This is a genomic window from Nocardia sp. NPDC002869 (assembly GCF_046764065.1).
GTDB lineage: Bacteria > Actinomycetota > Actinomycetes > Mycobacteriales > Mycobacteriaceae > Nocardia > Nocardia rhamnosiphila.
Genome location: NZ_JBKOOL010000020.1, coordinates 21,882 through 45,000, shown reverse-complemented (window position 1 = coordinate 45,000; position 23,119 = coordinate 21,882). Strand labels below are relative to the sequence as shown.

The window sequence follows — 23,119 nt, the reverse complement described above, 5'->3', positions numbered from 1 at the left end:
CGGCGAGAGACCGGTGTCGTCGCCGGCGGTGAGATCCTCGAACCAGCCGAAGAGGCAGGGACCGGCGAATCCGCCGAGATTGCCGACCGTGTCGACCAGGGCGAGACGTGAACTGCGCCGGGCCTTCGACCCCCGCGCCATCCTGAACCCCGGCGTGGTGCTGTGACCCGTTCGGCCCGGACCGGTGCGATGCCGGATCGGGCCGGTCGTGCGAGACTGGCCGGGTGAACGGGGAGAAGGAAGTCCGCGCCGACCGCACTCGCGCCACCAGCACCACGCGACCTCCCGATCGGGGGGACGTCTTCGGCTCCGGCGTGTTGTGGCTGGCCAAATGGGCGTTATGCGTCGTCGCCATTGCGGCGGGCGCCTGGGTACTGGGTTTCCTGGCGGCCCGGCTGTGGGTGGTCCTGCTGCCGGTGCTGCTCGCGATCGTGGTCTCCACGGTGCTCTGGCCGCCCACCCGCCTGCTGGTGAAAGCGGGGTTGCCACCGGCCGCGGCGGCCTCGCTCACGCTCATCGGTTTCATCGGGGTGCTGGCGGGTGGGGTCGCGTTGATCGTGCCCTCGGTGGTGGATCAGGTGCCCGAACTCTCCGACAAGGCCACCACGGGTATCAACACGGTCCGGGACTGGCTGCAGGGCCCACCACTGAACATCCGCGACGAACAGCTCAACTCGGCCGTCGACGCGGTGGTGTCGCGGGTGCAGTCCAGCGCCGAGCAGATCGCCTCCGGTGTCTTCACCGGGGTCAGTACCGCTACCTCCGTGCTGGTCACGATATTCCTGGTGCTGATCCTCAGCTTCTTCTTCGTGAAGGACGGGCCGAAATTCGTCCCGTGGATGCACAAGTTCACCGGCGGGCGCAGCGGCCGGCATTTCGAGGAAGTACTGGTGCGGGTCTGGGATGTGCTCGGCGGATTCATCCGCACCCAGGCGCTGGTCAGCTTTATCGACGCGTTCTTCATCGGGCTCGGGCTGGTCCTGCTCGGCGTGCCGCTGTGGGGTGTGCTGACCGCACTGACATTCCTGGGCGGCTTCATCCCGATGGTGGGCGCGTTCGTCGCCGGTGCGCTGGCGGTGCTCGTGGCGCTGGTCGGTAACGGGTTCACCACCGCGCTCATCGTGCTCGTCATCATCATCGCGGTGCAGCAGCTCGAGGGTAATGTGCTGCAACCGGTGCTGCAGAGCCGCACCATGAAACTGCACGCGGTCGTGGTGCTGCTGGCAGTCACCGGGGGCGGCACCCTGTACGGCATCACGGGAGCGTTCCTGGCGGTACCGGTGGTCGCGGTGGTGGCGGTCGTGGTCCGCTACATCAGCGAACAGATCGACGTGGCCGTGTCCGAAGGGGATCCGGCAGCGAAGGCAGCCGCGGATCCGGTGACACCCGAGGTCGATACCGAAAAGTCCGCGGAACCCGGCCGGTAGCGCCGAGCCCGAGCTACCACGAGATCCGGTTCACGCCACGCCGAGCAGCGTTTCCAGGCCGGCGATATGGGTTTCGAAGACCTGCGTGCGGTCGCGGAAGGTGTCCGCGCCGTACATATCGAAGACATCGAAGTTCACGGCGCCGAACAGCGCGCACCAGACGGTGAGCCCGCGCGCCAGCACCCAGTCCGGCACCTCGAGCCCGAATTCGGCCCGGATCCGGACGAAATCATCGGCGAGCGGCCCGGTGAGCGGCGGCCGGTCCGTCGCCGGAGGCACAAGCAGTCCACGGCGATGGGCCGCGGCAAAAATCCCCATCAGCGTCACGATCACCCGGGTGCCCGGGGTGACCGTGCGATCGGCCGGGGCGGCGTATCCGGGTACCGGAGTGCCGAACAGCAGGCCGTACCAGGCGGGTTCGGCGAGCGCCCAGGCGCGGACGGTGCGCGCGGTGACCCGGAACTGTTCGATCGGATCGTCGGGTGCGGCGGCGAGCGCGGCGTCCACGGCATCGCCCAGCGCGTCGTATCCGTCGACCACCAGCAGGGTCAGCAATTCGTCCCGGCTGCGGACATAGCGGTAGACCGCGGAGGAAACCACGCCCAGGTCACGGGCCACCGCGCGTAACGACAGGGCGGCGGCGCCGTCGGTGGCAAGATGTTCGCGCGCGATCCGCTTGATATCGATCATCGTCTGGGCCCGGGCGCGGGCACGGGGGGTGGTCATAGGACCACCCTGGCCAATTCAGAGAGCACTGTCAACAGTAGTGAGCATTGCTCCACTTCGGCTGTGTTAATGTTACCGCAAGTCACTGCTGACCATCCGAACCCAAGGAGAAGTCCCATGTCCGAGGCGGCCACGGATTTCGATGTTCTCATCGTCGGTTCCGGGTTCGGTGGCAGTGTCACCGCCCTGCGGCTGATCGAAAAGGGCTATACCGTCGGCGTCCTGGAAGCCGGCCGCCGCTACGCCGACGACGAACTGCCCAAGACCAGCTGGGATCTGCGCAAGTTCCTGTGGGCGCCGAAACTCGGCTGCTACGGCATCCAGCGCATCCATCCCCTGCGCAATGTGCTCATCCTCGGCGGCGCGGGGGTCGGTGGCGGATCGCTCAACTACGCCAACACTCTCTACGTCCCGCCGGAGCCGTTCTTCCAGGACCCGCAGTGGCGCGATATCACCGACTGGCGTGGCGAACTCACGCCCTACTACGAGCAGGCGAAGCGCATGCTCGGCGTGGTGCAGAACCCGCATATGACGCCGGCCGACGAAGTCTTCAAACAGGTCGCCGAGGATATGGGCGTCGGCGACACCTTCGTCCGGACCCCGGTCGGCGTGTTCTTCGGTGAACCCGGCGAGACCGTGGACGACCCCTACTTCGGCGGCGTCGGCCCGGCCCGCACCGGGTGCCTGGAATGCGGCGACTGCATGGTCGGATGCAAGTTCGGGGCGAAGAACACCCTCGTCAAGAATTACCTGTACCTGGCCGAACGCGCCGGGGCGCAGGTGGTGCCGATGACGACGGTGACCGAACTGCGGCCGCAACCCGACGGCAGCTGGGTGGTCTCGGCGCAGCGCACCGGCGCCTGGGTGCGCACACAGCGCACCACCTACACCGCCCGCCAGGTCGTGGTCGCCGCCGGCACCCTCGGCACCCAGCGCCTCCTGCACGAGATGCGGGACCGGCGGGTGCTCCCGGAACTGTCCGACCGGCTCGGCCTGCTCACCCGCACCAACTCCGAATCCATCGTCGGCGCCGCCACCAAGAAGCTCGCGCCGGGCCAGGACTTCACCCGGGGCGTCGCGATCACCTCGTCGATCCACCCCACCCCCGACACCCATATCGAGCCGGTGCGATACGGGCGGGGTTCCAACGCGATGGGCTTGCTGCAGACGCTGATGGTCGACGGCGGCGGCCGCCTTCCGCGGTGGCTGCGGTTCCTGGGTACCGCGCTGCGTCACCCCCTGTTGCTGCTCAGCTTCCTGAGCGTCCGCAACTGGAGCGAACGGACCATCATCTCGCTGGTGATGCAGCATCTGGACAACTCCATCACCACCTACACCACCCGCGGACTCTTCGGCCGCAAACTGACCAGCAAGCAGGGGCACGGCGAGCCGAACCCGACCTGGATCCCGGCGGGCAACGAAGCCACCCGCCGGGTCGCCGAGCAGATCGGCGGCACCGCGGGCGGTACCTGGGGCGAAGTGTTCAATATTCCGCTCACCGCGCATTTCCTCGGCGGCGCCGCGATCGGCGCCGACCGCGATACCGGGGTGATCGACGCCTACCACCGGGTCTTCGGCTACCCGACCCTGAGCGTGGTGGACGGCGCCGCGGTCTCGGCGAACCTGGGGGTCAATCCGTCCCTGACCATCACCGCCCAGGCCGAGCGCGCCGCCGCGTACTGGCCGAACAAGGGCGAACAGGATCCCCGGCCCCCGCAGGACGCGCCGTACCGCCGGATCGCGCCGGTGGCACCGAAATCCCCGGTCGTCCCCGAATCGGCGCCGGGCGCGCTGCGGTTGCCGATCACACCGGTGACCGACCCGGCCGCGAGCTGAACCGGCGGTCTCAGCCCTTGAAGTAGACCAGCTGATGGCTGGTCGCCAGCAAGGTGCCGTCGTGACCCCACAGGTGGGCGATCTGATCGAAGTGACCGTGCCCGAAGCGGTTCGCGCGGGCGCGGCCCAGCAGATATTCGGTGCCCTGGGCGGCCAGTTCCTCGGCGGTGGCGTGGAAGTACACGGTGAGTGAGATCGTGCCGGCCGGTAGGTAGCGCCCGCGCCGCAGGAACACGCGGGGATAGAACGCGTCCGACATAGCGGTGAGCGAGGCGAAGTCCACCGGCCGGGCCGGGGTGTCGCGGAGCCACAGGGTGCTCACCGAGTCGGGATTCTCCGGAATCTCGGCGGTGGGCTCGACATCGGGGACGGCGCCGGCGACGAACCGCAGATCATAGTTGCGGCCCCAGGCGATGAAATCCGGGAAAATCTGCGGTTCCACGCCCTCGGCGTCCGGCCCCGGCACCGACGGCATGCTCAGCTCGAGATCCGACCAGGTATCGCGACGGATGCCGAATACCGCGGTCGCGGTGGTGGTGACCGTCCCGTCCTGGGTGAGTTCGAGCTGCCAATGCTGATTCGTGCGATTGGTGCGTACCGGCCGCGCGGTGATCTCGAAGGGCCCGTCGGCGATCGGTCCCGCGTAGTTCACCGTCAGCGACAGCGGATCACCGGCCCGTTCGGGATGCCGTTCGACCGCCCGCAGCAGCGCCGCCGCGGTAACGCCGCCGAACGGGCCGACCATATTGGCGTAATCGGGGCAGGTGTGACCGGCCAGCCGGTGCCCGTCGGTGTATTCCACAGCGATAGCCGTATCGAAAGGATGGGTCGGCGCGTCGATCCCGGTCACGGATCCTCCAGAAAAATCGGGCCGCTGACACGGCGAGACATCGATAAGTATGACAACATGCATAGTAATCACGGGCAAGAGGGAGCAGCGCATGCCACGACCGAAGGATCCCGACGGGCCCCGGGCGGCCATGATCGACAGCGCGATATCACTCATCCGGCGGCGCGGAGTCGCGGCCGTCTCGTTCACCGACGTACTCCAGGCCAGTGGCGCACCGCGCGGATCGGTGTACCACCATTTCCCCGGCGGCCGGGCACAGCTGATGACCGAGGCCACCGGGGCCGCGAGCAGCCGGGTGACCCGCGGAGTCACCAAAGCGCTGACGGCGCCGCGGGCCTCGGCAGCCCTGCGCGCACTCGCCGATATGCTGTCCCGCGGGCTGGACAAACACGACTACGCGCTCGGGTGCCCGATCGCCGCCGCCGCACTCGGCAACGAACCCGGCGCCGTCGCCGCCGCCGGATCGGCGTTCGATACGTTGCGCGAACTCATCGCCGCCAAACTCGTCGAGGACGGGGCCCGGCCGGAGCGGGCCCGTTCCATCGCGCTACTGGTGATCAGCGCACTGGAAGGCGCGCTGATCGTCGCCCGTACCGAACGCGGACCGGCCGCGCTGAATACGGTGGTCGAGGAGTTGAGCGAAATCTGCCGGGCCGCGATCGAGAACCGGTAGCGCGCTCACTCCACCGCGCGGGTCTTGATGGCGTCGCGCGAGATGAACACGTCGTATTCGCCGGGCGTCGCGATCACCGCGTTGCCGTAGGCCGACCGGACGAACGGCGAGGTGAACCAGCGGTTTTCGCTCATATCCTCGAAGAAGTCGCGATCCCCGCCGTTGAGGAAGATGTGGTTCTGCGCGGTGGCCACCCCGTCGAGCCGCTGCCCGTACAGACGCGACACCTTGTACCCGGAATGGAAGCCGAGGGCATTGACCCACGGTTCCAGCTCCACCAACTGCGCCTGCAGGACCCACATATCGCCCTCGACCCGGTGCGTACTGCGCTCGGTGGTACCACCGTCGGTATCGAACAGCGTCAGCTGTACCTCGAGTTGATGCTCCGCGCCGGACACCGGCGCCACCACCACGTGCGCCGCCCGGACCTCCCCCGTCAGGCCGAGGTAGGTCTGGACGAGTGTGGCGATCCACAGCACCAGCGCCGCGGCGGCCAGAAGTAGCGCCCCGCCGGCGCCCCGAGCGATCAGGGCCCGCGGGCCCCTCTTGCGCAATGCGAACAACGCCGAAACCAACAGGGCCACACCGAGGATGATCGCGAGGATCGAACCGGCTTGCAGCACCCCGAAATCCACCGGGTAACTCATGCGCCGGTTATACCCCGGTAGCGCGCGAAGTCACCCGCGAACGAGGTTTTCCGATCGATTCGTACACCGCGGCGAAGATGCCTCGCGTCCGGCTCCACTCTCGTATGTTTGCGGGTACACGAGATCGAAAGGTGCGAAGGTGACAGAAGTCAGTGCGGACTATGTGATCGTCGGGTCGGGATCGGCGGGAGCCGTGCTCGCGAACCGGCTGAGCGCGGACCCGGGCCGTTCGGTGATCCTGCTGGAGGCCGGCCCGGCCGACAAGGACAAATTCATCCACATACCGGCCGCCTTCGCCAAACTCTTCCGTACCCCCTACGACTGGGACTACCTCACCGAACCTCAGCCCCAGCTCGACGATCGGCAGATCTACTGGCCCCGCGGCAAAACCTTCGGCGGCTCGTCCTCGCTCAACGCCCAGATGTGGGTGCGCGGTTTCCGCGCCGACTACGAGGAGTGGTCGGTCGCCGGGGGGCCGGAATGGGGCTTCGACCGGGCGGTCGAGCACTTCCGGGCGATCGAGAACGTCGAGGGCGCCAGCGGTCCCGACCACGGCACCGGCGGCCCCCAGCACATCTCGCATCAGCGCAGCCCGCGTCCGTCGACCGCCGCCTATCTGCGGGCAGTGGCCGAACGCGGTTTCCCCATCGAGGAACCGAACCTGCCCGAACCGCAGGGTTTCACCCAGACCATGGTCACCCAGTACAAGGGGCGACGCTGGAGCACCGCCGACGCGTATCTGCGACCGGCGCTGAAGCGGCGCAATCTCGATGTGTACCCGGAGGCCACCGCCACCCGGGTGTTGTTCGACGGCGACCGCGCCGTCGGTGTCGAATACATGCGCGGCGGCCGCCTCGAGAAGGTGACGGCCCGCACCGAGGTCGTACTCTGCGGCGGCGCGATCAACAGCCCGCAACTGCTCATGCTCTCGGGTATCGGCGATCGCGCCGAACTCGAGCGCCACGGGATCACGGTCCGCCACCACGCGCCCGAGGTCGGCGTCAACCTGCAGGATCATCTCGTCACCGGACTCGGTTACGGGGTCGACACCGATTCGCTGTTCGACGCCGAGAAACCGGCCCAGCTGATCAACTACCTGCTGCGCCATCGCGGCATGCTCACCTCGAACGTCGGTGAAGCGTACGGTTTCGTCCGCAGCCGCCCCGAGCTGGAACACCCCGACCTCGAATTGGTCTACGCGCCCGCGCCCTTCTACCACGAAGGCCTGATCGAGCCGACCGCCCACGGCGTCATCCTGGCGACCGTTCTGGTGCGCCCGCACAGTCGCGGCACGATCACACTGGCCTCCGGTGATCCGCTGGCCAAGCCGGTGATCGATCCGAAGTACCTGTCCGACGAGCAGGGCATCGACCGGGCGGCGCTGATGACCGGCCTGCGGTACTGCGCCGAGATCGCCGATACTGCCGCCATGCGAGAGGTGCTGGGTCCCCTCTGTTATCCGCCGGACGCACCCGCCGACGGAGCGTCGGAAGCCACGCGCGCGCTGACACTCAACGGCTATTCGCACACCCTCTACCATCCGGCCGGCACCTGCCGGATGGGCTCGGACGAGAACAGTGTGGTGGACCCGCAACTGCGGGTACGCGGCGTGCGGGGCCTGCGCGTCGCCGACGCCTCGATCATGCCGGTGCTGGTACGCGGGCACACCCACGCGCCCAGTATGTTCATCGGGGCCCAGGCGGCCGACTTCCTCACCCGCGCATAGATCGCGGTGCCACCGGCCCGGACGCGGTACAGGGCCGGTGGCAACCGGATCGGCCGAGCCCACCGGGTGAACCGAGCGGTGGCCACCCGGTGGGCGTACTGCCGCCGCGCGCGGACGAGGGGATACAGGCCGTGCGGCGGACGACCCGTACGAATCCGCGGCGGCCGTGTGTGCTCCGAGCCGACCGGTGGAGTCGGGCCGGCCGCCGGGGCAGTCACACGGGACTGCGGTAAATCACGAATTCTGCGGTAATTCCAGAGCGGCCCGCAGGGTCGGCCAGCTGCGATGCAATTGCACTTCGAAATCCGGCCAGGAATGCATCCCCGCGGGCAGATAATCCACCACCGCGGGAATGCCGAGTTCGGTGAGACGGGTGGCGAATCGTTGCGTGCACAGGTGCGCGCCCGACTCCAGCAGCGAGCCGCCGCCGAGCAGCACCGCCAGAATCTCGCGGCTGCCACCGATCGACATCAGTGCGGCGTTGCTGGGCGAACCGTTGGCCACCGACACATAGATCCGGGTGCCCCGCAATGTATCCGCACCGAGCAGACTGTCGTGAGCGAGCCACTCCGGCGAAGCAGGCGGGCCGAAAAGATTTTCCGGATTGCCGCCCCGCGAGGCCACCGTCATGGTCGTCACCGCGCGGCCGAGCTGGTCGGAAGTGGAATAGCAGCCACTCATCCCGGCGACGCCCCGGTAGAAACCCTGATGCCGCTGGGTCAGCATCATCGCCGCCTGCGCGCCCATGGACACCCCGGCGATCGCCCGGGATCCGTTGGAGCCCAGATACTTTTCGACAATCGGCGGGAGCTCTTCGGTGAGGAAGGTCTCCCAGCGGTTCATGCCCAGCGCGGTGTCCACCCGGATCCAGTCGGCGTACATACTGGCCGTACCACCGGTGGTCAGCACCACGTCGACCGGTTTGTCGGCGAAGAATTCGGCCGCTCCCCCCTTGGTCAGCCACCCCGAGGTCGGGCCGCCGTCCACGCCGTCGAGCAGATACAGCGTGGGCCGGGGTGCCGGACCGGAACCGACCAGGGTGTCGATCGCGATCTCACGGCCCATGGCGGCCGAACGGATGTGTAACCGGATCCGCCGATCGTCGAGTACCTGGACGCGCAGCAACCGGCCACCGGACTCCTGCGCGCTCGTGGCCGGCGCCGGCGGCGGGTTTCCCGCGGGGTCGGCGGCGGCCGGGGGCATCGCGGTGGCGACTGCGCCCAGTACGGCCAGTGCGGCCAGGAACGGAACGCGTAATTTCATCTCGTACCTCGCAGTAACGCTCGCAGACCCGGCTCACCCATCACGCGGCTCCCGGCGTGCCCCGACCGGCGCGCGGGCCCGGCGCGGCGACGGGACGTGGCAGCCGGTGCATTCGCAGCGCGTCCGCGACCGCGTCGTCCTGTGCCGCGGTGGCGTCGCCGGTTATCCGGTACAGGCCGGGGGGCCGTCCGCTGGTACGGAGCCGGTCCAGTACATCCTGGGTGCGCCCCGCCAGCTCCGGTACGTCCGCGGTGGCGCCCGCGGCGACCGTCGCCGTGGGCCGCACTTCCGCGGCCTCGGCCACCAACTGCAGCACCTCGGCGCTCATCAGCCCCGCCGCCGTGCGACCGACCGGACCGGACCGGTCCGTTTCCAGCGGGATCAGCACAGTTCCGCCGTCGGCACGTAGCAGCGACAGCGACCGCGACCCCAGTGGTGTGCCGAGCGCGGCCTGCACCCGGCGCAGTTTCCGGCGGGCGGCCGAGACCGCTTCGGGGCCGCCCGCGCGCTCCTCGGCGTGCGGTGGGAGCGCCAGCGCCACCACCTGATAGGCCGGCGCCACCCGGAAACCGGACCGTTTTGCCAGTGCGGCCACTCCGTGCCCGCTCAGCAGGGCGGCCACCATCGTCTGCGCCGAGGTCTGATGTTCCCGCGCGACGACCCGGTGCTCGTCCAGATACGCCGCCGCGGCGGCAGTGCTCACCACCTCCACCACCCGGACCAGCAGCCGGGCCCCGTCCACCATCGCCTCGGCTCGCAATGCCGCGGCGGCGATCCGTTCCGCGAGGAATTCCACGGCGTCCCGGGCACATTCGTGGCAGGCGGTGAGCACCGTTTCCAGTGCCACCCCCTCCCGGGCCCAGCGCACCGCCGCGGCCACGACCGCCGGTGGCGCGGCGGCGGGGGCGGCAGGTTCGGGCGCGAGGACTTCGGCGATATCGGCGAGACACCGCCGCACCGTCGTGCCCACCTCCGCGATTCCGCCGAATCGATCGGGGCGCCGCAGATGCGCCACCAGTTCGGTTTCCAGGTCCGTGCTCCCGGAATCGGCTCTACTGCCCACCATAACTACCGAACAGTAACCTCTCTCGCGGCCGGTAGATACGATCCAGCGGTACTCCGGAGAGTTCATCAGTGACCGGCCCGCGGTTTGGGTTCGATCACAAGACGGTAACGAGTTACCCCTTGCGAGTTCAATACTCGGGCAATTCGGCGCGACCGCCGGCGAGCCCTGCGCCGGTCCCGGGGATGATCAGCGACCGGCGCCGCCCTGTTCCCGGCGGGCCGGCTGATCCATGATCCGCGGCTGGCGCCGGCGCAGAGCCGTCAGCAGGCCCGGTGTGTATTCCGGCGGCGCCGCGTGCACCGACAGTTGATTGGCGACCGCGCGGTAGGCGTCCAGGTCCGCCTGCTTGTCGAGATACAGAGCGCCCGTGAGCTGCTGGAGGTAAACGATATCGGGTAGATCCGCCTCGGCGAACCGGAGATAGGTGAACGCGCCGTCGGCCAGCGCCGGACCGCCCACGTGATCGGCCAGGATCTGCACCGTGATGTGCGGCTGCCGGGCAGCGGCCAGCAGCCGGTCGATCTGCGCACCCCATATCCTCGAGCCGCCGATCCGGCGGGTCAGGGCGGCCTCTTCCACGATCAGCCACAGATGCGGCGGATGCGGCCGGTCGAGAATGTGCTGGCGGCGCATCCGCAGCGCCACCCGGCGTTCGATCGCGTCCTCCGGCTCCCCCGGATGCGCCAGCGTCAGTAGGGCGCGCGCATAGTCCGCGGTCTGTAGCAGCTCCGGCACGATACGCGGTTCGTAACAGCGGATCACCTGTGCGGCCTGTTCGAGACCCAGGTACATATCGAACCATTTCGGCAGCCAGTCGTTGTCCCGGTGCCACCACCCGGAGGTATTGGCCTGCCGAGCGAGTTCCTGGAACGCGTCGAGTTCCTCGGTGTCGGTGACCCCGTACAGCCCGAGCAGATCCACCAGATCGCGTTCACGAATACTGGTGCGTCCGAGCTCGAGCCGGCTGATCTTCGAATCCGAACCACGGATATGGTCACCGGCCTGTTCCCGGGACAACCCGCTGGCCTCGCGCAGCCGCCGTAACCGGCCGCCGAGCACCATCCGCAGCACTGTCGGCCCGCCGTCGGCCGCGGCTCGCGCCGTGAACCCCGGGCCGGCCGAGGTCTCCGCCTCCAACGCCGATCGCATTCCAGAAGCACCCATTATTCGAGTTTCGCATGGGAGCCGTGCCGGAGACCAAACGAAACAGTCGAGGCGTAAACGACATTCGCCGGAGGGGGAACCGGGCATCGGGCTCGCCGAACCGAGTCGTTGCGACGCGGTTCATACCCGCCACCCCCGCTACGGGAGCGGGTACGCACCGGTGTGAATCGCCCCGAGACCCCTCCGCGGCACGCTGTGAATTCCCCGAATACGGCGCCGGAACATGTTCTCAGCAATGGCGCGAACCTACTGTGGCACACAACGGCGCCGTCGGGGACGCCTGGAAGGAGACGCGGATCTTGGACGCCACGACACCGGCCACCGCCGAACGCGACGACATCGCCCGCGACCACCTCACCCGCCGGGTCACGGTCTACTTCGACGGCATCACCGCGGACAGCGCCCTCGTCCTGGAATACGCGGCGACCAATGCCGAAGCCTGGGAATTCACCTCCGCGGCAATGCACGCCGGGCTCACCGTAACGGTGGACAGCAAGATCAGGCCCGGTCTGCGCCGGCTACCCTGTCACAGCCTGTGGCGTTGAGCGACCGGCCGGGCGCGGCGCGCGCACTCCGGCGCGCGCCACACTCACCGGCAGATCCGCACCGCAGCGGCGCGACCCTCTAGGCTCGGAAGCAGCCGGCGCGACGGGCGGGCCGGCTCCGAGGCGCAGGAGCGAGTATGCCGATCGATTCCGCGGCCCGCGCGGCCGGGGTATTGGCGATTCTCTCGGCCCTGGCCACCACCGGCTGCGCGAGTTCGGACTCCGATATCAGGTCCGGCAGGGCGCCCGCGGCCACCACGTCGCCCACGATCACGGCGCCGGCGACCGCCGTCACCCGCACCCCCCGCCCCACTCCCACGGTCGATCCGTACGCCGGGCAGCTCCTGATCGATCACCTGGAATGGACCGAGAACGCCGACGGCCCACGACTGAAGATCCACCCGACCCGGGCGGGCCGCGACACCACCTATCCCGGATCCGACCTCCGCGCCTGGCAGGAGATTCGTACCGCCGATCCGGCCGCCGACACCCCGGGCATGTGGGACCAGTTCCGCTGCCACTGGGACTGGGCACGTCTCATCGCCCCCGACAAACCCACCTGGAATCTCGAACCGTGGCGGCCGCCGGTGGGCTATGACGCGACCGTCGACGCCGCCTGCAATCCCGGCGGACCCGAACGCTGACCACGAAAGGACCCGTATGCGCATCGTCATCGCCGGTGGACACGGCAAGATCGCCCTCCTGCTCGCCGAACTCCTCACCGGCCGTGGCCACAGCGTCATCGCGTTGATCCGCAACTCCGCGCATGCGCCGGAGGTCTACGCGACCGGCGCCGAATCCGTGGTCCTGGATCTGGAGCAGGCGGTGGTGACCGACCTGGCCGCGACCGTCCAGGGTGCGGACGCGGTGGTTTTCGCGGCCGGCGCCGGGCCGGGCAGCGGGGTGGCCCGCAAGTACACCGTCGACCGCGACGGCTCCGTCCTGCTGGCCGAGGCCGCCGAACGGGTGGGGACCCGTCGCTTCCTGCAGATCTCGGCGATGGGTGCGGGTCTGGCCCCGGCCGCCGGCACCGACGAGGTGTGGGCCGCCTATATCGACGCCAAGACCCAGGCCGAGGACGATCTGCGCGGCCGCGACCTCGACTGGACCATCCTGCGGCCCGGTCGCCTGCTCGACTCCCCCGGCACCGGTTCGGTCACCCTGGCGCCGCCGCGGCTCGACCGGGGGGATATTCCCCGCGCGGACGTGGCCGCGGTGTGCGCCGCTCTGCTCGAAGCGGACCATACCGCCGGCCGCACCCTGGATCTGGTCGCCGGCAGCACGCCTATCGAGGCCGCGGTCGCCGCGTTGGCACACTGATTCCGGCATTGAAAACTGTTCGGACGCAAAGAATCGATCGTGCAGATGTACTTGCATTTGAAAGCACCAGCGACCTAGACTCTTCCCACAACGCTATACAGGGGAAAACAAGGGGAGGCCGCGTGAGTGAGCCGACGACACCATTCGCCAGTGGTTTACTGCCGCACCTGCGGGAGAGTCCGGCGGATCCGACCCGATTCGCAACTACTCCAGCAAGAATCGATCCCGCCCCGATCGGCAAGCCGGCGAACGGTATTGATATGACAACATTCGGCCTCCACAGCGGCCACCCGCTCGGCGATTCGACGCGCGAAAGCGCCGTGGAATTCGTTATCGACGCAATCGAATCCACTGGTGCGGCGACTCGGGACGATTTCGATATCGACCAGATCGTCACCACCGCGCACGCCCTGGCGGACGACTGGGACTTCCGGTCGTTGCAGCCGGACACCTTCTGGCGCGTCGCGTCGACCTTCATCCGGGCCTGACGCGCAACTCGACTCGACCTCACAGGCCTTTCGTATAGTCCGCGATGATCCTGCGCGACTCTTCCGGCGGCGCCGCCTGCACGCTCAACCGGTCCATCACCGACAGGTACAGCGCCAGATCCTCACGCCGGTCCAGATACAGCGCGCTGGTCAGCTGCTCGAGGTAGACGATATCGGGCAGCTCGGTCTCGGCGAAGCGGAGAATGGTGAAAGAGCTTCCCGCAGCGGCATGTTCACCCGCGGAGAAGGGGACCACCTGGATGGTCACATTCGGCAGCCGGGTCAGATCCAGCAGATGTTCCATCTGCGCCCGGTGCACATCCCGGCCACCGACCGGACGGTGCAGTGCCGCTTCGTCGAGTACCGCCCAGACGACCGGCGGATCGGCACGATGCAGTATTTCCTGCCGGCGCTGGCGGAATGCCACGCGGCGATCGGTATCGGAATCCTCGTAGCCGAGCGTCACCACCGCCCGGGCGTAATCCGGTGTCTGCAGCAGGCCGGGCACCAGGTGCGATTCGTAGGTACGGATCTTGCTGGCGGCCTGCTCCAGACCCAGATACGTGCCGAACCAGGGTGGCAGCAGATCGCCGTAGCGGTGCCACCATCCTGGTTCGTTCGCTTTACGCGCGAGTTCGAGAAAGCTCTCCTGCTCGCCCGGATCGTCGACGCCGTACAGCGTCAGCAGATCCCGGATATCACGCTCTTTGAAACTCGTCCGGCCCAGTTCGAGCCGACTGATCTTGGCGTGGGAGCCGCGGATGGCGTCACCCGCGGCTTCTCGGGTGATCTTCTTGCTCTCGCGCAGTTTTCGTAACTGGCCACCCAGAGCGATACGTAGAACCGTGGGGCCACGTTCCGCCTCGACGGATTGCGCGCCACCACGGTTCTCAGGCTCTGCGATCATGGAGTCGTCTCCGATTTCGGGCTAACCCACGGTACGCCGCTCATCGGATCGGGCGCACCACGCCGACGGCCCATGTTACCTCTCAACCCGCCAGATCGTCGAACTCTCCAGCTTTGGCACCCTGCAGGAAAGCCTCGATCTCCGGGCGCGTGTAAAAGATCACCCCACCGTCGGGGAAGCGCGAATTACGCATGGCCACCAGATTGTTGGCCGCCTCGGCGAACTCGACACAGTTCCCGCTCGGGTTGCTGAAGGTGCTCTTCCGCCAGGCTCCGATCACCTGGTTCGTTACTTCCGACATAGGACCCACTCCTTGCTCATGGTCGCTGACGCCACTGTCGCATACCGTCGGTCCTTACAGATGCAAACGCAGGTGTTCTTGCATCTGCACCGACATCAGGACGATAGCACGAAGTTCGCCACACCGCGTTCACCGGCCCCCGTGCCCGCGCACGGCCCCGGCGGGCACCGGTGACCACGCCCGCGGCACGCCCTCGAAGGCAGCGCCGGAGTCGAATCCGACCGCGCCGACCACCGGATCGGCTGCGTCGAGTCTTGTACTGTCGCAGTGGACATCGGTTTCACCAGCCGTCGGGCCCACCGCCGGTCTCCGTGCCGGCGCGTTCCGACCATGACCGCCCAGGAGTCCGCCATGTCCGAAGAGCACCGCCCCGCGATCCGCACCGATATCCCGCACTCCGCCCGCATCTGGAACTACTGGATGGGCGGCACGGACTACTACGAGGTCGATCGCATCGCCGGTGACGCGGGGATCGCGGTCGATCCGGAGATCACCACCATGGCCGTCCAGTCACGGCAGTTCCTCATCCGGGCGGTGCGATTCCTGGCCGCGGAGAAGGGGATCCGCCAATTCCTCGATATCGGCACCGGCCTGCCGACCATGCAGAACACCCACGAGGTGGCCCAGCGCGTCGCGCCCGAATCCAAGATCGTCTACGTCGACAACGATCCGCTCGTCCTCGCCCACGCCCGCGCGCTGCTGGCCGATACCACCGACGCGGGTGTCACCGTTTACCTGGACTCCGACTATCACCGGCCCGAACTCATCGTCTCCGACGCGCGGCACGTCCTCGATTTCACCGAGCCGGTGGCGGTGATGTTCATGGGCGTGCTCGGCCACGCGGAATCCTTCGCGGAGATGCGGCGGATCGTGCACACCGTGCTCGAGGCCACCCCGTCCGGCAGCTATCTGGTCCTGTGGGATGGTACGGACGACAGTGCGGCCTACGTGACGCTGTGCAGGAACTACACCGATACCGGGGGCGTGCCCTACACCCCCCGCCCCCAGTCGGAGATCCGGGCCGTATTCGACGGATTGACACTGGTGGAACCGGGCGTCGTCCCGATCGACCGGTGGCGCCCGGACACCCCCGGCGGCGAATCCCGGCCGGCGATCTCCGCGTACGGCGGCGTGGGCCGCACACCATAGAACCCGTGCCGCCCGCCCGGACGAGGACGGTGGGCTCGATGTCGCGGAAGGCGCAGTGTCACAGCGCCGGTCGCCCCGTGAAAAACACCGGCAGTAGGGTTCGTGCGATTTCGTCTGTTGTTTGCAGATGTACTTGCATTTGTAAGCGACGGCGGCTTAGACTCAGGCGCACAGGAGGGGCGATACACAGCATTTTTCTCGGCGGATTCAGTAGCCGGAGGTGTCGCCCCGCAACGTCGCATGTGAGGGGCAACCGAATGATCCAACCATTCCGAAGTCCCCATCGGAACGCCGTGGGCACCGCCGCCGGCGGTCATTCGCTCGGGCACCACCCGGACCCGCTACGCCGCTACGCGGCCCCCGAAGCCGGTACGGACTGCAATTCCGAACCGCCGGTACTCACCTATCGCCAGGCACGCGAAATCCTGCACATCCACGATGTGCACGGCCCGCAGTGCCGCCAGTGGCTGGCCGCCGCCGCCTATCTCTCCGCGGGCCTCGACGACGAGTAGCCGATCGACGGCTCCGCTCACCGTACGACTTCGAAAAAAGCCGTCGATGCCGATTCGTGCTGGCGTCGACGGGTCGGGCGCGAGATTCTGGAATCCCGCGCCCGAGTGGATGGTGACCATGCGAATCGCCGAGATACTGCACAACAAGGGCAGCGCCGTAACGACCGCGCGTCCGGATCTGGATATCCGCGCGCTGCTCGCGCTGCTGGCCGAACACAACATCGGAGCCGTCGTTGTCTCCCCGGACGGCCGCCGGATCGCCGGAATCGTCTCCGAACGCGATATCGTCCGCGCCCTGTACCGGCACGGCGCGGCACTACTCGATTCCCCGGTCTCGCGGATCATGTCCGCCGACGTCCGGACCTGCGCCCCCGAGGATCATGTCGAGGGGCTGCGCCGGATCATGACCGATCTCCGGGTCCGGCATCTGCCGGTGGTGTCCGACGGTGAACTGGTCGGCATCGTGAGCATCGGCGACGTGGTCAAGAGCGCCATCTCCGAACTCGCCACCGAACGCGAGCAGCTCGTCGAATATCTGCAGGGCGGCTACTGATCACTCAGCCGAGATCGGCGGACAACCATCGCTGCGGGCGCATGAACACGACCACATGCTCACCCAGCTCGGCCGCGGCGAAGGACAGGTACTCCTCCACTCGTCCGGGCGGCAGGTAGCGCGCCACCATCTCGCGATGCCGCTCGTCGGTCAGCGGCTCGACCCGGGTCACCGGACCCTCCACGCTGACATAGCGGACGGTCGGCTCGACCCGCTCGGCCAGCAGGCTGAACCGTCCCGCCGCCCGGATCCGGCGCATCTTCTCCGATTCCGGGCCGGTGAGCACCCAGAGCTCACCGCCCGGCTCGTACTGGTACCAGATGGGCACGGTGAGGGGACCCCGCTCCGGACCCGCCGATACCGAGAGCGCGCCGATATGCGGCTCGGCCAGAAACGCCTGACGTTCGTCGAGTGTGAGTGGCATACCGGCACCATAACGCCGGACACCGACATCTCCGAACCTCTCGTCACCCGGCGCTCTGCGCCGGCGAGACCGTATGCGCACCAAGCGCACTGGGCGAACTTTCCGATGATGAGTATCGTTGTTCGCAGTCCGGACGGATCGGCGGAAGGAGCGATCACATGGGATCACCCCTGCGCCGACCGGATCATCCGTCCCCCTCCGCCGGGGCTCCCGCACCGGTCCGCCCGGCCCCCGGACTGCTTCCGCCGGAGATCCGCGCGTCCTTTCCGGCCCTGGTCGGCAGCCGGGAGACCTATCTGGACAGCGCCGCCACAACGCAGAAGCCGCGGGCGGTGATCGACACCGTCCGCGACTACCACTCGACCGCCACCGCCAACGCCGCCCGCGGCACCTACCCCTGGTCCACGGCGCTCACTCAGCGCATCGCCGCGGTCCGGGCCGCGACCGCCCGCTTCGTGGGTGCCGCCCGGCCCGACGAGATCGTCTTCACCGGTGGCGCGACCGCGGCGCTCAACGCCGTCGCGCTGTCCTGGGGTCTCACGGCGCTCGCGGACGGGGACGAGATCCTCTACAGCCCGCGCGACCACGCCGCCAATATCTCGCCCTGGTTCCTGCTGCGGGACACCCTCGCGCGCTTCGGGCGCCGGATCGAACTCGTTCCCTACCGGGTCACCCCGGCGGGACAGGCCGACACCGCCGATATCGCCGCGAAACTGGGTCCGCGTACCCGGCTGCTCACCGTGACCCACCTGCATCATGTATTCGGCGCCCGCACCACCCTCGCCGAACTGCGCGACCGGATTCCCCCACGGGTCCGCCTGTGCTTCGACTGCAGCCAGAGCGGCGGCCACCTCCCGGTGGACGTCACCGCGCTCGGGGCCGATTTCGCGGCCTTCGCGGCCCATAAGATGTTCGCGGCGCCGGGCACCGGAATCCTCTACTGCCGGCAGCGGACACACTCGCAACTGCGGCCGTTCCTGCCCGGCGGCGGTACCGACGCGGTACTGACCGCCGGGGGGGTCGGCACCGGCGTCATGCCGGGCCTGCTGGAGGGCGGTACCGCCAATATTCCCGGCATCCTCTCGCTGGGCACCGCGCTGGAGGTTCTCGAGGAATACGGTATGCCCGCCGTCGCGGCGCACAACCGAGCGCTGACCCGGCGGTTGATCAGCGGCTTGCGGGCGGTGCCGGGGTTGACGTTCCTGCCGGGGCCCGCCCACGCGCGGGACGGCAGCGGGTACGGCATCGTCTCGTTCACCCTCGACGGTATTTCGGCGGCCGACCTGGGGTTCGTCCTCGCCGAATACGGTTTCCTCGTCCGCACCGGCGCCCACTGTATGCCCGAGACCGGGGGCGATCCCGAATCGGTGCGGGTCAGCACCCACGTCTACACCTGCCTCGACGATATCGACCGCTTCGTCGACTGCGTCCGGACCCTCGCCGAGGAGCTGCTATGAGCACAGACATCAGCGCATCCACCGACACCGTCACCCGGTACGACCGGCGGGCCGCCGCGCGGATCCTCGCCGAGCTCGCCCGGCCGGGACTGTTCGCCGACCAGCCGCCGGCGGGAGCGGTCCGCTTCGAGTACACCGCGACCGAACTGCGCCCCGAACCCGGCAGCCATCTCACGTTCTCGCAACGGCTGTACCTGGAACGGTTCATGCGCCCCTGCCCCGCCGACGCGGTGACCCCCGCCACCCACCGGATGACCTGGACCGATAGCGCCGGGATACCCAATACCGGGTTCTACCGGGCCGATGGACCGGGCCCGCTCGTGCCGATCGCCACCCGGGAAGCCGTGCTCGCGCTCTGGCGCTCGATCGACGAAAATGCCGGTCTCGCCGATCGGATAGCGCATCTGGACGTGGCGGCGCTCGGGGTGCTGGCCGGAACCACCACCGATCACGAACCCATCGATATCTTCCGGGTGGGGGTCGAGTCCGCGGGCCGGGCGCTGGCCCAGCACGCGCTCATCGCGCGGCAGACGCCGTACCGGACCCCGGGTGAATTCGCCCGCGGACTGCGCGATTCGGGGATCTTCACCGCGGTCGCCACCCGGTGGTTCTGGGAACTGCAGGCATCGACCTATCGACGGGGCATGATTCCGGTGAGCCTGCGCCCCGAATCCGGCGGATCGGTGCGTTACACCGCCAAGTCGATCGCCACGTTGCGGGCGATGAAGGACGCGACCATTGCCGACGCGCACCGGGTGATGGACCGGGCGACCACCGAGGAGGGGCTGACCGTACCCGCGGCGATCGCCCGGTACCACGACGATCTGGATCTCATCTCCCGGCAGTACGCCCTGTTACCGCGCGGGGAACAACCCTCCTGCCCGGCCGCGGTCGTACACCGCGACGGGGGTGCGAACTCCAGCGTGCTGGCCGAGGTGGTGCACCGCTTCGTCGAGGTGTTCACCGATTTCGCCCGGCGCTGCGAACCGGTGGCGGCGCCGGCGGGGGAGGACCTCGGCACCGGCCCGGCCACGGTGGAGGACCGGATCTTCTACGTACCCGATATGACCTGCAAGCACTGTGTTCGCACGATCGGCGGAGTGCTGGAGTCGATGGACATCCGCGTCGTGGACATCGACCTCGACAGCAAGCGGGTCGTGGCGGAATTCCGGAGTCCACGCAATCGGGTCCGCGCCTTCGAGGCGTTGCGCGACGGCGGCTACAACCCGGTCGGCGAGCGGCCCGAACCGCTACGCCCGGGAAGCCTCGGATGACCGTGCGGATGCGCCCGGACCGTCCGGAACCCATCGAGCACACCGGGTCACCTGCCCTACCGGCACACTGGGATCGACAAGTCGCGGCTTTCCTCGCCGATCGCGGCGCATTCGACGAGGTGCTGCACCGCTTCGGGACACCGCTGCATCTGCTGTTCCCGCAGGTGTTCGCGCGCAATATCGACCGGCTCACCGCGGTACTCGACGCGGCGCATACCGGCTATCGCCTCTGCTACGCGCACAAGGTGAACCGGTCCCGGGCCTTCGTACGCACTGCCGCGGCGCACGGGATCAGTATCGACGTGGCATCGGCCGGTGAACTGGAATCGGCGCTGACGGCCGGATTCGACGCCGGCCGGATCGAGGCGACCGGCCCCAAAGGCGAAGCGTTCCTCCGGGAACTGGTGCGCACCGGGGTGACCGTGAACGTCGACAACGAATGGGAACTGGGCACCCTCGCCGACCTCGCCGAGCCGGCCGCGCCGGTCCCGGTGCTGCTCCGGGTCAGTGGTTTTCCGGGTTCGCAGGTGAGTCGCTTCGGGATCCCGGTGCCCCGGATGCAGCGCGCGCTCGAGCTGCTGGCGCGGCACCGGGATCGGCTCCTGTTCCGCGGTACGGCATTTCACCTGGACACCGGCGATACCGCCGAACGGGTACGCGCCGCCGACACGTGTTTCGCGCTACTCGAACAGGCGTACTCCGCCGGACTCGCACCGTCGGTCCTCGACATCGGCGGCGGACTGCGCCAGGTGTTCACCGCCGACGGCGCCCGGTTCGACGATTACGTGCACCGGTTGCGTGCCGCACTCGCCGGCCACGGCGCCGCGATGAGCTGGGGTAACAACACCTTCGGTTATCAGGTCGACGGCGGCACGGTACGCGGGACACCGGTCTTCCACAAATACGCGAACACCGTGACCGCCGCCGAGATGCTGGCGGGTTTCCTGGCCGCCCCGCTCACCCACCACGGCGGCCGCAGTGTCGCCCGGGTGGCCGCCGACAACCTCCTCGACATCTGGCTGGAACCGGGTAAAGCGCTCGCCGACCACGCCGGGATCACCGTGGCCCGGGTCGAATTCGTGAAAGAGGCCTCCGACGGCAGTCTGCTCGTCCACCTGGACCTCAGCCGGGACACAGTGACACCGGCCGATCAGGAAGTGATGGCCGATCCCCTTCTGCTGCCGGGTGACGGGACCGAACCGGCCAGGCATCCGGTCGGTGTCTTCCTGGCCGGCCGGCTCTGCCTCGAACGAGATCTCGTCACCACACATACGGTCTGGCTGCCGTGGCTGCCGCGGCCGGGAGACCTGATCGTTTTCCCCAATACGGCGGGCTATCACATGGATCTGTCGGCGGCCGCGGCCGCCATGCATCCCCCGGCCGAGAAAGTGGCGGTGGCCGGCCATGACGGGCGCTTCCTGGCGACACCCGACGCGGACTACCGGCCACCGGCCTCCCCCGCCGCCTACTCCGACGCACCCGAGGTTCCGTGACGATCCACCAGCACATCACCGAGTTGATCGGTGACACCCCCCTGCTCCGCCTGGACCCGGCCGTGCACGGCCTCGACCGGGTGGACCTGTACGCCAAACTCGAATCGCACAATCCGTTCGGTTCGGTCAAGGACCGGGTCGCCTGGGCGATGCTGCGCGACGAACTCGATACGCTGCGCGCACAGCGGCAGACGCTGATCGAGGCATCCAGCGGAAACACCGCCAAAGCGCTACGCCTCCTCGGTGCGATCCACGGTATCGGGTTGCGGGCCATGACCAACCGGATCAAGGTCGGCGAGGTACGCGATCTGCTCCGGTTGATCGGCACCGAGATCGTCGAGCTCCCCGGCCTGTCCGAATGTCCGGACCCCACCACACCCAACGATGTGTACTCGGCGATCGACGCGGCCATGGCCGCCGAGCCCGGCAGATTCCGGCATCTGTCCCAGTACACCAGCGAGAAGAACATCGCCGCCCATCACGACGGCACCGGCCGGGAGATCCACGAGGATCTCACCGCCGCCGGGATCGAGCGGATCGACTATCTGTTCGGTGGACTGGGCACCACCGGGTCGAGCCGCGGCGCAGGCAGCTACCTGCGCAAGTTCCATCCGGAATTGCGGACGGTCGCGGTGGTCTCCGAACGCGAGGACTTCATTCCCGGGATCCGGTCGGAACGGGAGATGTGGGAGGTGGGCCTGTTCCAGCCCGATTTCTACGACGAGATCCGGACTGTGGGATCGGGCCCGGCGATCGAGGCCACGCTCGAACTCGCCACCGGATACGGGGTCCTGGCCGGACCCACCAGCGGCGCCGCCTACGCCGCCGCGCGCGAGGTGCTCGGAGGCGGCGACCGCGGTGGCGAACGCACCGTCGGAGTGATCATCGTCTGCGACCGGCTCGAACCGTACCTGTCCTATATCGCACAGCGCCGGCCGGAACTGTTCGGCCGCGACGCCGGCCCACGTCCACCGGACCCGGCCGAGATCGCCGCCGCACCACGGCTCACCCCCACCGATATGGCCGAACTGCTCCGTACGGCGCGACCGGTGATCGTCGACACCCGCGGCGCCATGGCATACCGGGTAGCCCATATCCCGGGCGCGATCAATATCCCCGACGACCGGCTCACCGACCTGTTCGCGCACGGGACACCGTTCTCCCGGGCCGAACCGGTGATCTTCACCTGTCCTACCGGCGATATCTCCCGGCAGTTCGCCGCGACCGCACGCCGGACCGGCCACACCGCCTACAGCCTGGACGGTGGTATCGCGGGCTGGCGGGCCGCGGGCCTGGATCTGGAACGCGGCGCCTGAAC

The 23,119-nt window shown here is 68.4% G+C and carries 24 protein-coding genes; 15 read left to right on the top strand and 9 right to left on the bottom strand.

Annotated features, from left to right (window positions below):
• Positions 1 to 224: 224 nt before the first annotated feature.
• Positions 225 to 1,427, top strand: a complete 1,203-nt coding sequence (locus ACLML9_RS06260) for an AI-2E family transporter (RefSeq protein ID WP_411944581.1) — start codon at positions 225 to 227, stop codon at positions 1,425 to 1,427.
• Between the two features lie 30 nt (positions 1,428 to 1,457).
• Here the strand turns inward: ACLML9_RS06260 and ACLML9_RS06255 are convergent, their stop codons facing one another.
• Positions 1,458 to 2,153: a TetR/AcrR family transcriptional regulator gene (locus ACLML9_RS06255; RefSeq protein WP_411944580.1), complete on the bottom strand. Its 696-nt coding sequence runs from the start codon at positions 2,151 to 2,153 to the stop codon at positions 1,458 to 1,460.
• Between the two features lie 117 nt (positions 2,154 to 2,270).
• Here ACLML9_RS06255 and ACLML9_RS06250 point away from each other — a divergent pair, with 117 nt between their 5' ends.
• Complete coding sequence (locus ACLML9_RS06250; protein ID WP_411944579.1) at positions 2,271 to 3,989, top strand: GMC family oxidoreductase N-terminal domain-containing protein; 1,719 nt, start codon at positions 2,271 to 2,273, stop codon at positions 3,987 to 3,989.
• A 10-nt stretch (positions 3,990 to 3,999) separates the two neighbouring features.
• Here the strand turns inward: ACLML9_RS06250 and ACLML9_RS06245 are convergent, their stop codons facing one another.
• Positions 4,000 to 4,839 carry an acyl-CoA thioesterase gene (locus ACLML9_RS06245; RefSeq protein ID WP_411944578.1) on the bottom strand — a complete coding sequence of 280 codons (840 nt, stop codon included), beginning with the start codon at positions 4,837 to 4,839 and terminating at the stop codon, positions 4,000 to 4,002.
• Between the two features lie 91 nt (positions 4,840 to 4,930).
• On the opposite strand from ACLML9_RS06245, the gene ACLML9_RS06240 reads away from it, so the two are divergent.
• Complete coding sequence (locus tag ACLML9_RS06240) at positions 4,931 to 5,512, top strand: TetR/AcrR family transcriptional regulator (RefSeq protein ID WP_411944577.1); 582 nt, start codon at positions 4,931 to 4,933, stop codon at positions 5,510 to 5,512.
• A 5-nt stretch (positions 5,513 to 5,517) separates the two neighbouring features.
• Here ACLML9_RS06240 and ACLML9_RS06235 read toward each other — a convergent pair whose 3' ends face one another.
• Entirely contained in the window at positions 5,518 to 6,159 is a 642-nt protein-coding gene (locus ACLML9_RS06235; RefSeq protein WP_030519895.1) for a hypothetical protein, read from the bottom strand.
• A 139-nt stretch (positions 6,160 to 6,298) separates the two neighbouring features.
• On the opposite strand from ACLML9_RS06235, the gene ACLML9_RS06230 reads away from it, so the two are divergent.
• The gene (locus ACLML9_RS06230) at positions 6,299 to 7,885 is read left to right on the top strand and encodes a GMC family oxidoreductase (RefSeq protein WP_411944576.1); all 1,587 of its coding nucleotides are present in this window, start codon (positions 6,299 to 6,301) and stop codon (positions 7,883 to 7,885) included.
• A 234-nt stretch (positions 7,886 to 8,119) separates the two neighbouring features.
• Here ACLML9_RS06230 and ACLML9_RS06225 read toward each other — a convergent pair whose 3' ends face one another.
• The 3 genes from ACLML9_RS06225 to ACLML9_RS06215 all read right to left on the bottom strand — a co-directional run bounded on the left by ACLML9_RS06225 (position 8,120) and on the right by ACLML9_RS06215 (position 11,276).
• Positions 8,120 to 9,148 carry an alpha/beta hydrolase gene (locus ACLML9_RS06225; RefSeq protein WP_411944575.1) on the bottom strand — a complete coding sequence of 343 codons (1,029 nt, stop codon included), beginning with the start codon at positions 9,146 to 9,148 and terminating at the stop codon, positions 8,120 to 8,122.
• Positions 9,149 to 9,188: 40 nt separating this feature from the next.
• Positions 9,189 to 10,214: a transcriptional regulator gene (locus ACLML9_RS06220; RefSeq protein ID WP_411944574.1), complete on the bottom strand. Its 1,026-nt coding sequence runs from the start codon at positions 10,212 to 10,214 to the stop codon at positions 9,189 to 9,191.
• 186 nt (positions 10,215 to 10,400) lie between these two features.
• Entirely contained in the window at positions 10,401 to 11,276 is an 876-nt protein-coding gene (locus ACLML9_RS06215; protein WP_411944598.1) for a helix-turn-helix domain-containing protein, read from the bottom strand.
• Between the two features lie 401 nt (positions 11,277 to 11,677).
• Between ACLML9_RS06215 and ACLML9_RS06210 the strand changes: the two genes are divergently transcribed.
• The 4 genes from ACLML9_RS06210 to ACLML9_RS06195 all read left to right on the top strand — a co-directional run bounded on the left by ACLML9_RS06210 (position 11,678) and on the right by ACLML9_RS06195 (position 13,731).
• Positions 11,678 to 11,923, top strand: coding sequence for a hypothetical protein (locus ACLML9_RS06210; RefSeq protein ID WP_411944573.1), 246 nt, complete (start codon positions 11,678 to 11,680; stop codon positions 11,921 to 11,923).
• A gap of 137 nt (positions 11,924 to 12,060) precedes the next feature.
• Positions 12,061 to 12,567 (top strand): DUF2599 domain-containing protein, encoded by a 507-nt coding sequence (locus ACLML9_RS06205; protein WP_411944572.1) that lies wholly within the window; start codon positions 12,061 to 12,063, stop codon positions 12,565 to 12,567.
• Between the two features lie 16 nt (positions 12,568 to 12,583).
• Complete coding sequence (locus tag ACLML9_RS06200) at positions 12,584 to 13,243, top strand: SDR family oxidoreductase (RefSeq protein WP_411944571.1); 660 nt, start codon at positions 12,584 to 12,586, stop codon at positions 13,241 to 13,243.
• Positions 13,244 to 13,365: 122 nt separating this feature from the next.
• Entirely contained in the window at positions 13,366 to 13,731 is a 366-nt protein-coding gene (locus ACLML9_RS06195; protein ID WP_411944570.1) for a hypothetical protein, read from the top strand.
• A 19-nt stretch (positions 13,732 to 13,750) separates the two neighbouring features.
• Here ACLML9_RS06195 and ACLML9_RS06190 read toward each other — a convergent pair whose 3' ends face one another.
• Together ACLML9_RS06190 and ACLML9_RS06185 are read right to left on the bottom strand one after the other, a co-directional pair.
• Positions 13,751 to 14,638: a helix-turn-helix domain-containing protein gene (locus ACLML9_RS06190; protein ID WP_411944569.1), complete on the bottom strand. Its 888-nt coding sequence runs from the start codon at positions 14,636 to 14,638 to the stop codon at positions 13,751 to 13,753.
• Between the two features lie 82 nt (positions 14,639 to 14,720).
• A complete protein-coding gene (locus tag ACLML9_RS06185; protein ID WP_030519885.1) occupies positions 14,721 to 14,939 on the bottom strand; it encodes a DUF397 domain-containing protein in 219 nt (72 codons plus the stop codon).
• Positions 14,940 to 15,290: 351 nt separating this feature from the next.
• On the opposite strand from ACLML9_RS06185, the gene ACLML9_RS06180 reads away from it, so the two are divergent.
• From ACLML9_RS06180 to ACLML9_RS06170, 3 genes are all read left to right on the top strand, one after another.
• Positions 15,291 to 16,088 carry an SAM-dependent methyltransferase gene (locus ACLML9_RS06180; protein ID WP_411944568.1) on the top strand — a complete coding sequence of 266 codons (798 nt, stop codon included), beginning with the start codon at positions 15,291 to 15,293 and terminating at the stop codon, positions 16,086 to 16,088.
• A 293-nt stretch (positions 16,089 to 16,381) separates the two neighbouring features.
• Entirely contained in the window at positions 16,382 to 16,600 is a 219-nt protein-coding gene (locus tag ACLML9_RS06175) for a hypothetical protein (RefSeq protein ID WP_411944567.1), read from the top strand.
• Between the two features lie 118 nt (positions 16,601 to 16,718).
• Complete coding sequence (locus tag ACLML9_RS06170; protein WP_411944597.1) at positions 16,719 to 17,153, top strand: CBS domain-containing protein; 435 nt, start codon at positions 16,719 to 16,721, stop codon at positions 17,151 to 17,153.
• A gap of 4 nt (positions 17,154 to 17,157) precedes the next feature.
• On the opposite strand, the gene ACLML9_RS06165 is transcribed toward ACLML9_RS06170, so the two are convergent.
• Entirely contained in the window at positions 17,158 to 17,577 is a 420-nt protein-coding gene (locus ACLML9_RS06165; protein ID WP_356953613.1) for a pyridoxamine 5'-phosphate oxidase family protein, read from the bottom strand.
• A gap of 158 nt (positions 17,578 to 17,735) precedes the next feature.
• Between ACLML9_RS06165 and ACLML9_RS06160 the strand changes: the two genes are divergently transcribed.
• From ACLML9_RS06160 to ACLML9_RS06145, 4 genes are read left to right on the top strand one after another with little or no spacing between them, the layout of a single operon-like run.
• Complete coding sequence (locus ACLML9_RS06160) at positions 17,736 to 19,034, top strand: aminotransferase class V-fold PLP-dependent enzyme (protein ID WP_411944566.1); 1,299 nt, start codon at positions 17,736 to 17,738, stop codon at positions 19,032 to 19,034.
• Positions 19,031 to 20,308: a heavy-metal-associated domain-containing protein gene (locus tag ACLML9_RS06155; RefSeq protein ID WP_411944565.1), complete on the top strand. Its 1,278-nt coding sequence runs from the start codon at positions 19,031 to 19,033 to the stop codon at positions 20,306 to 20,308. Before ACLML9_RS06160 ends, ACLML9_RS06155 begins: the two co-directional genes overlap by 4 nt.
• Positions 20,305 to 21,801: a decarboxylase gene (locus tag ACLML9_RS06150; protein ID WP_411944564.1), complete on the top strand. Its 1,497-nt coding sequence runs from the start codon at positions 20,305 to 20,307 to the stop codon at positions 21,799 to 21,801. Before ACLML9_RS06155 ends, ACLML9_RS06150 begins: the two co-directional genes overlap by 4 nt.
• On the top strand, positions 21,798 to 23,117 hold the full coding sequence (locus ACLML9_RS06145) for a pyridoxal-phosphate dependent enzyme (RefSeq protein ID WP_411944563.1): 1,320 nt from the start codon (positions 21,798 to 21,800) through the stop codon (positions 23,115 to 23,117). Before ACLML9_RS06150 ends, ACLML9_RS06145 begins: the two co-directional genes overlap by 4 nt.
• Positions 23,118 to 23,119 lie beyond the last annotated feature (2 nt).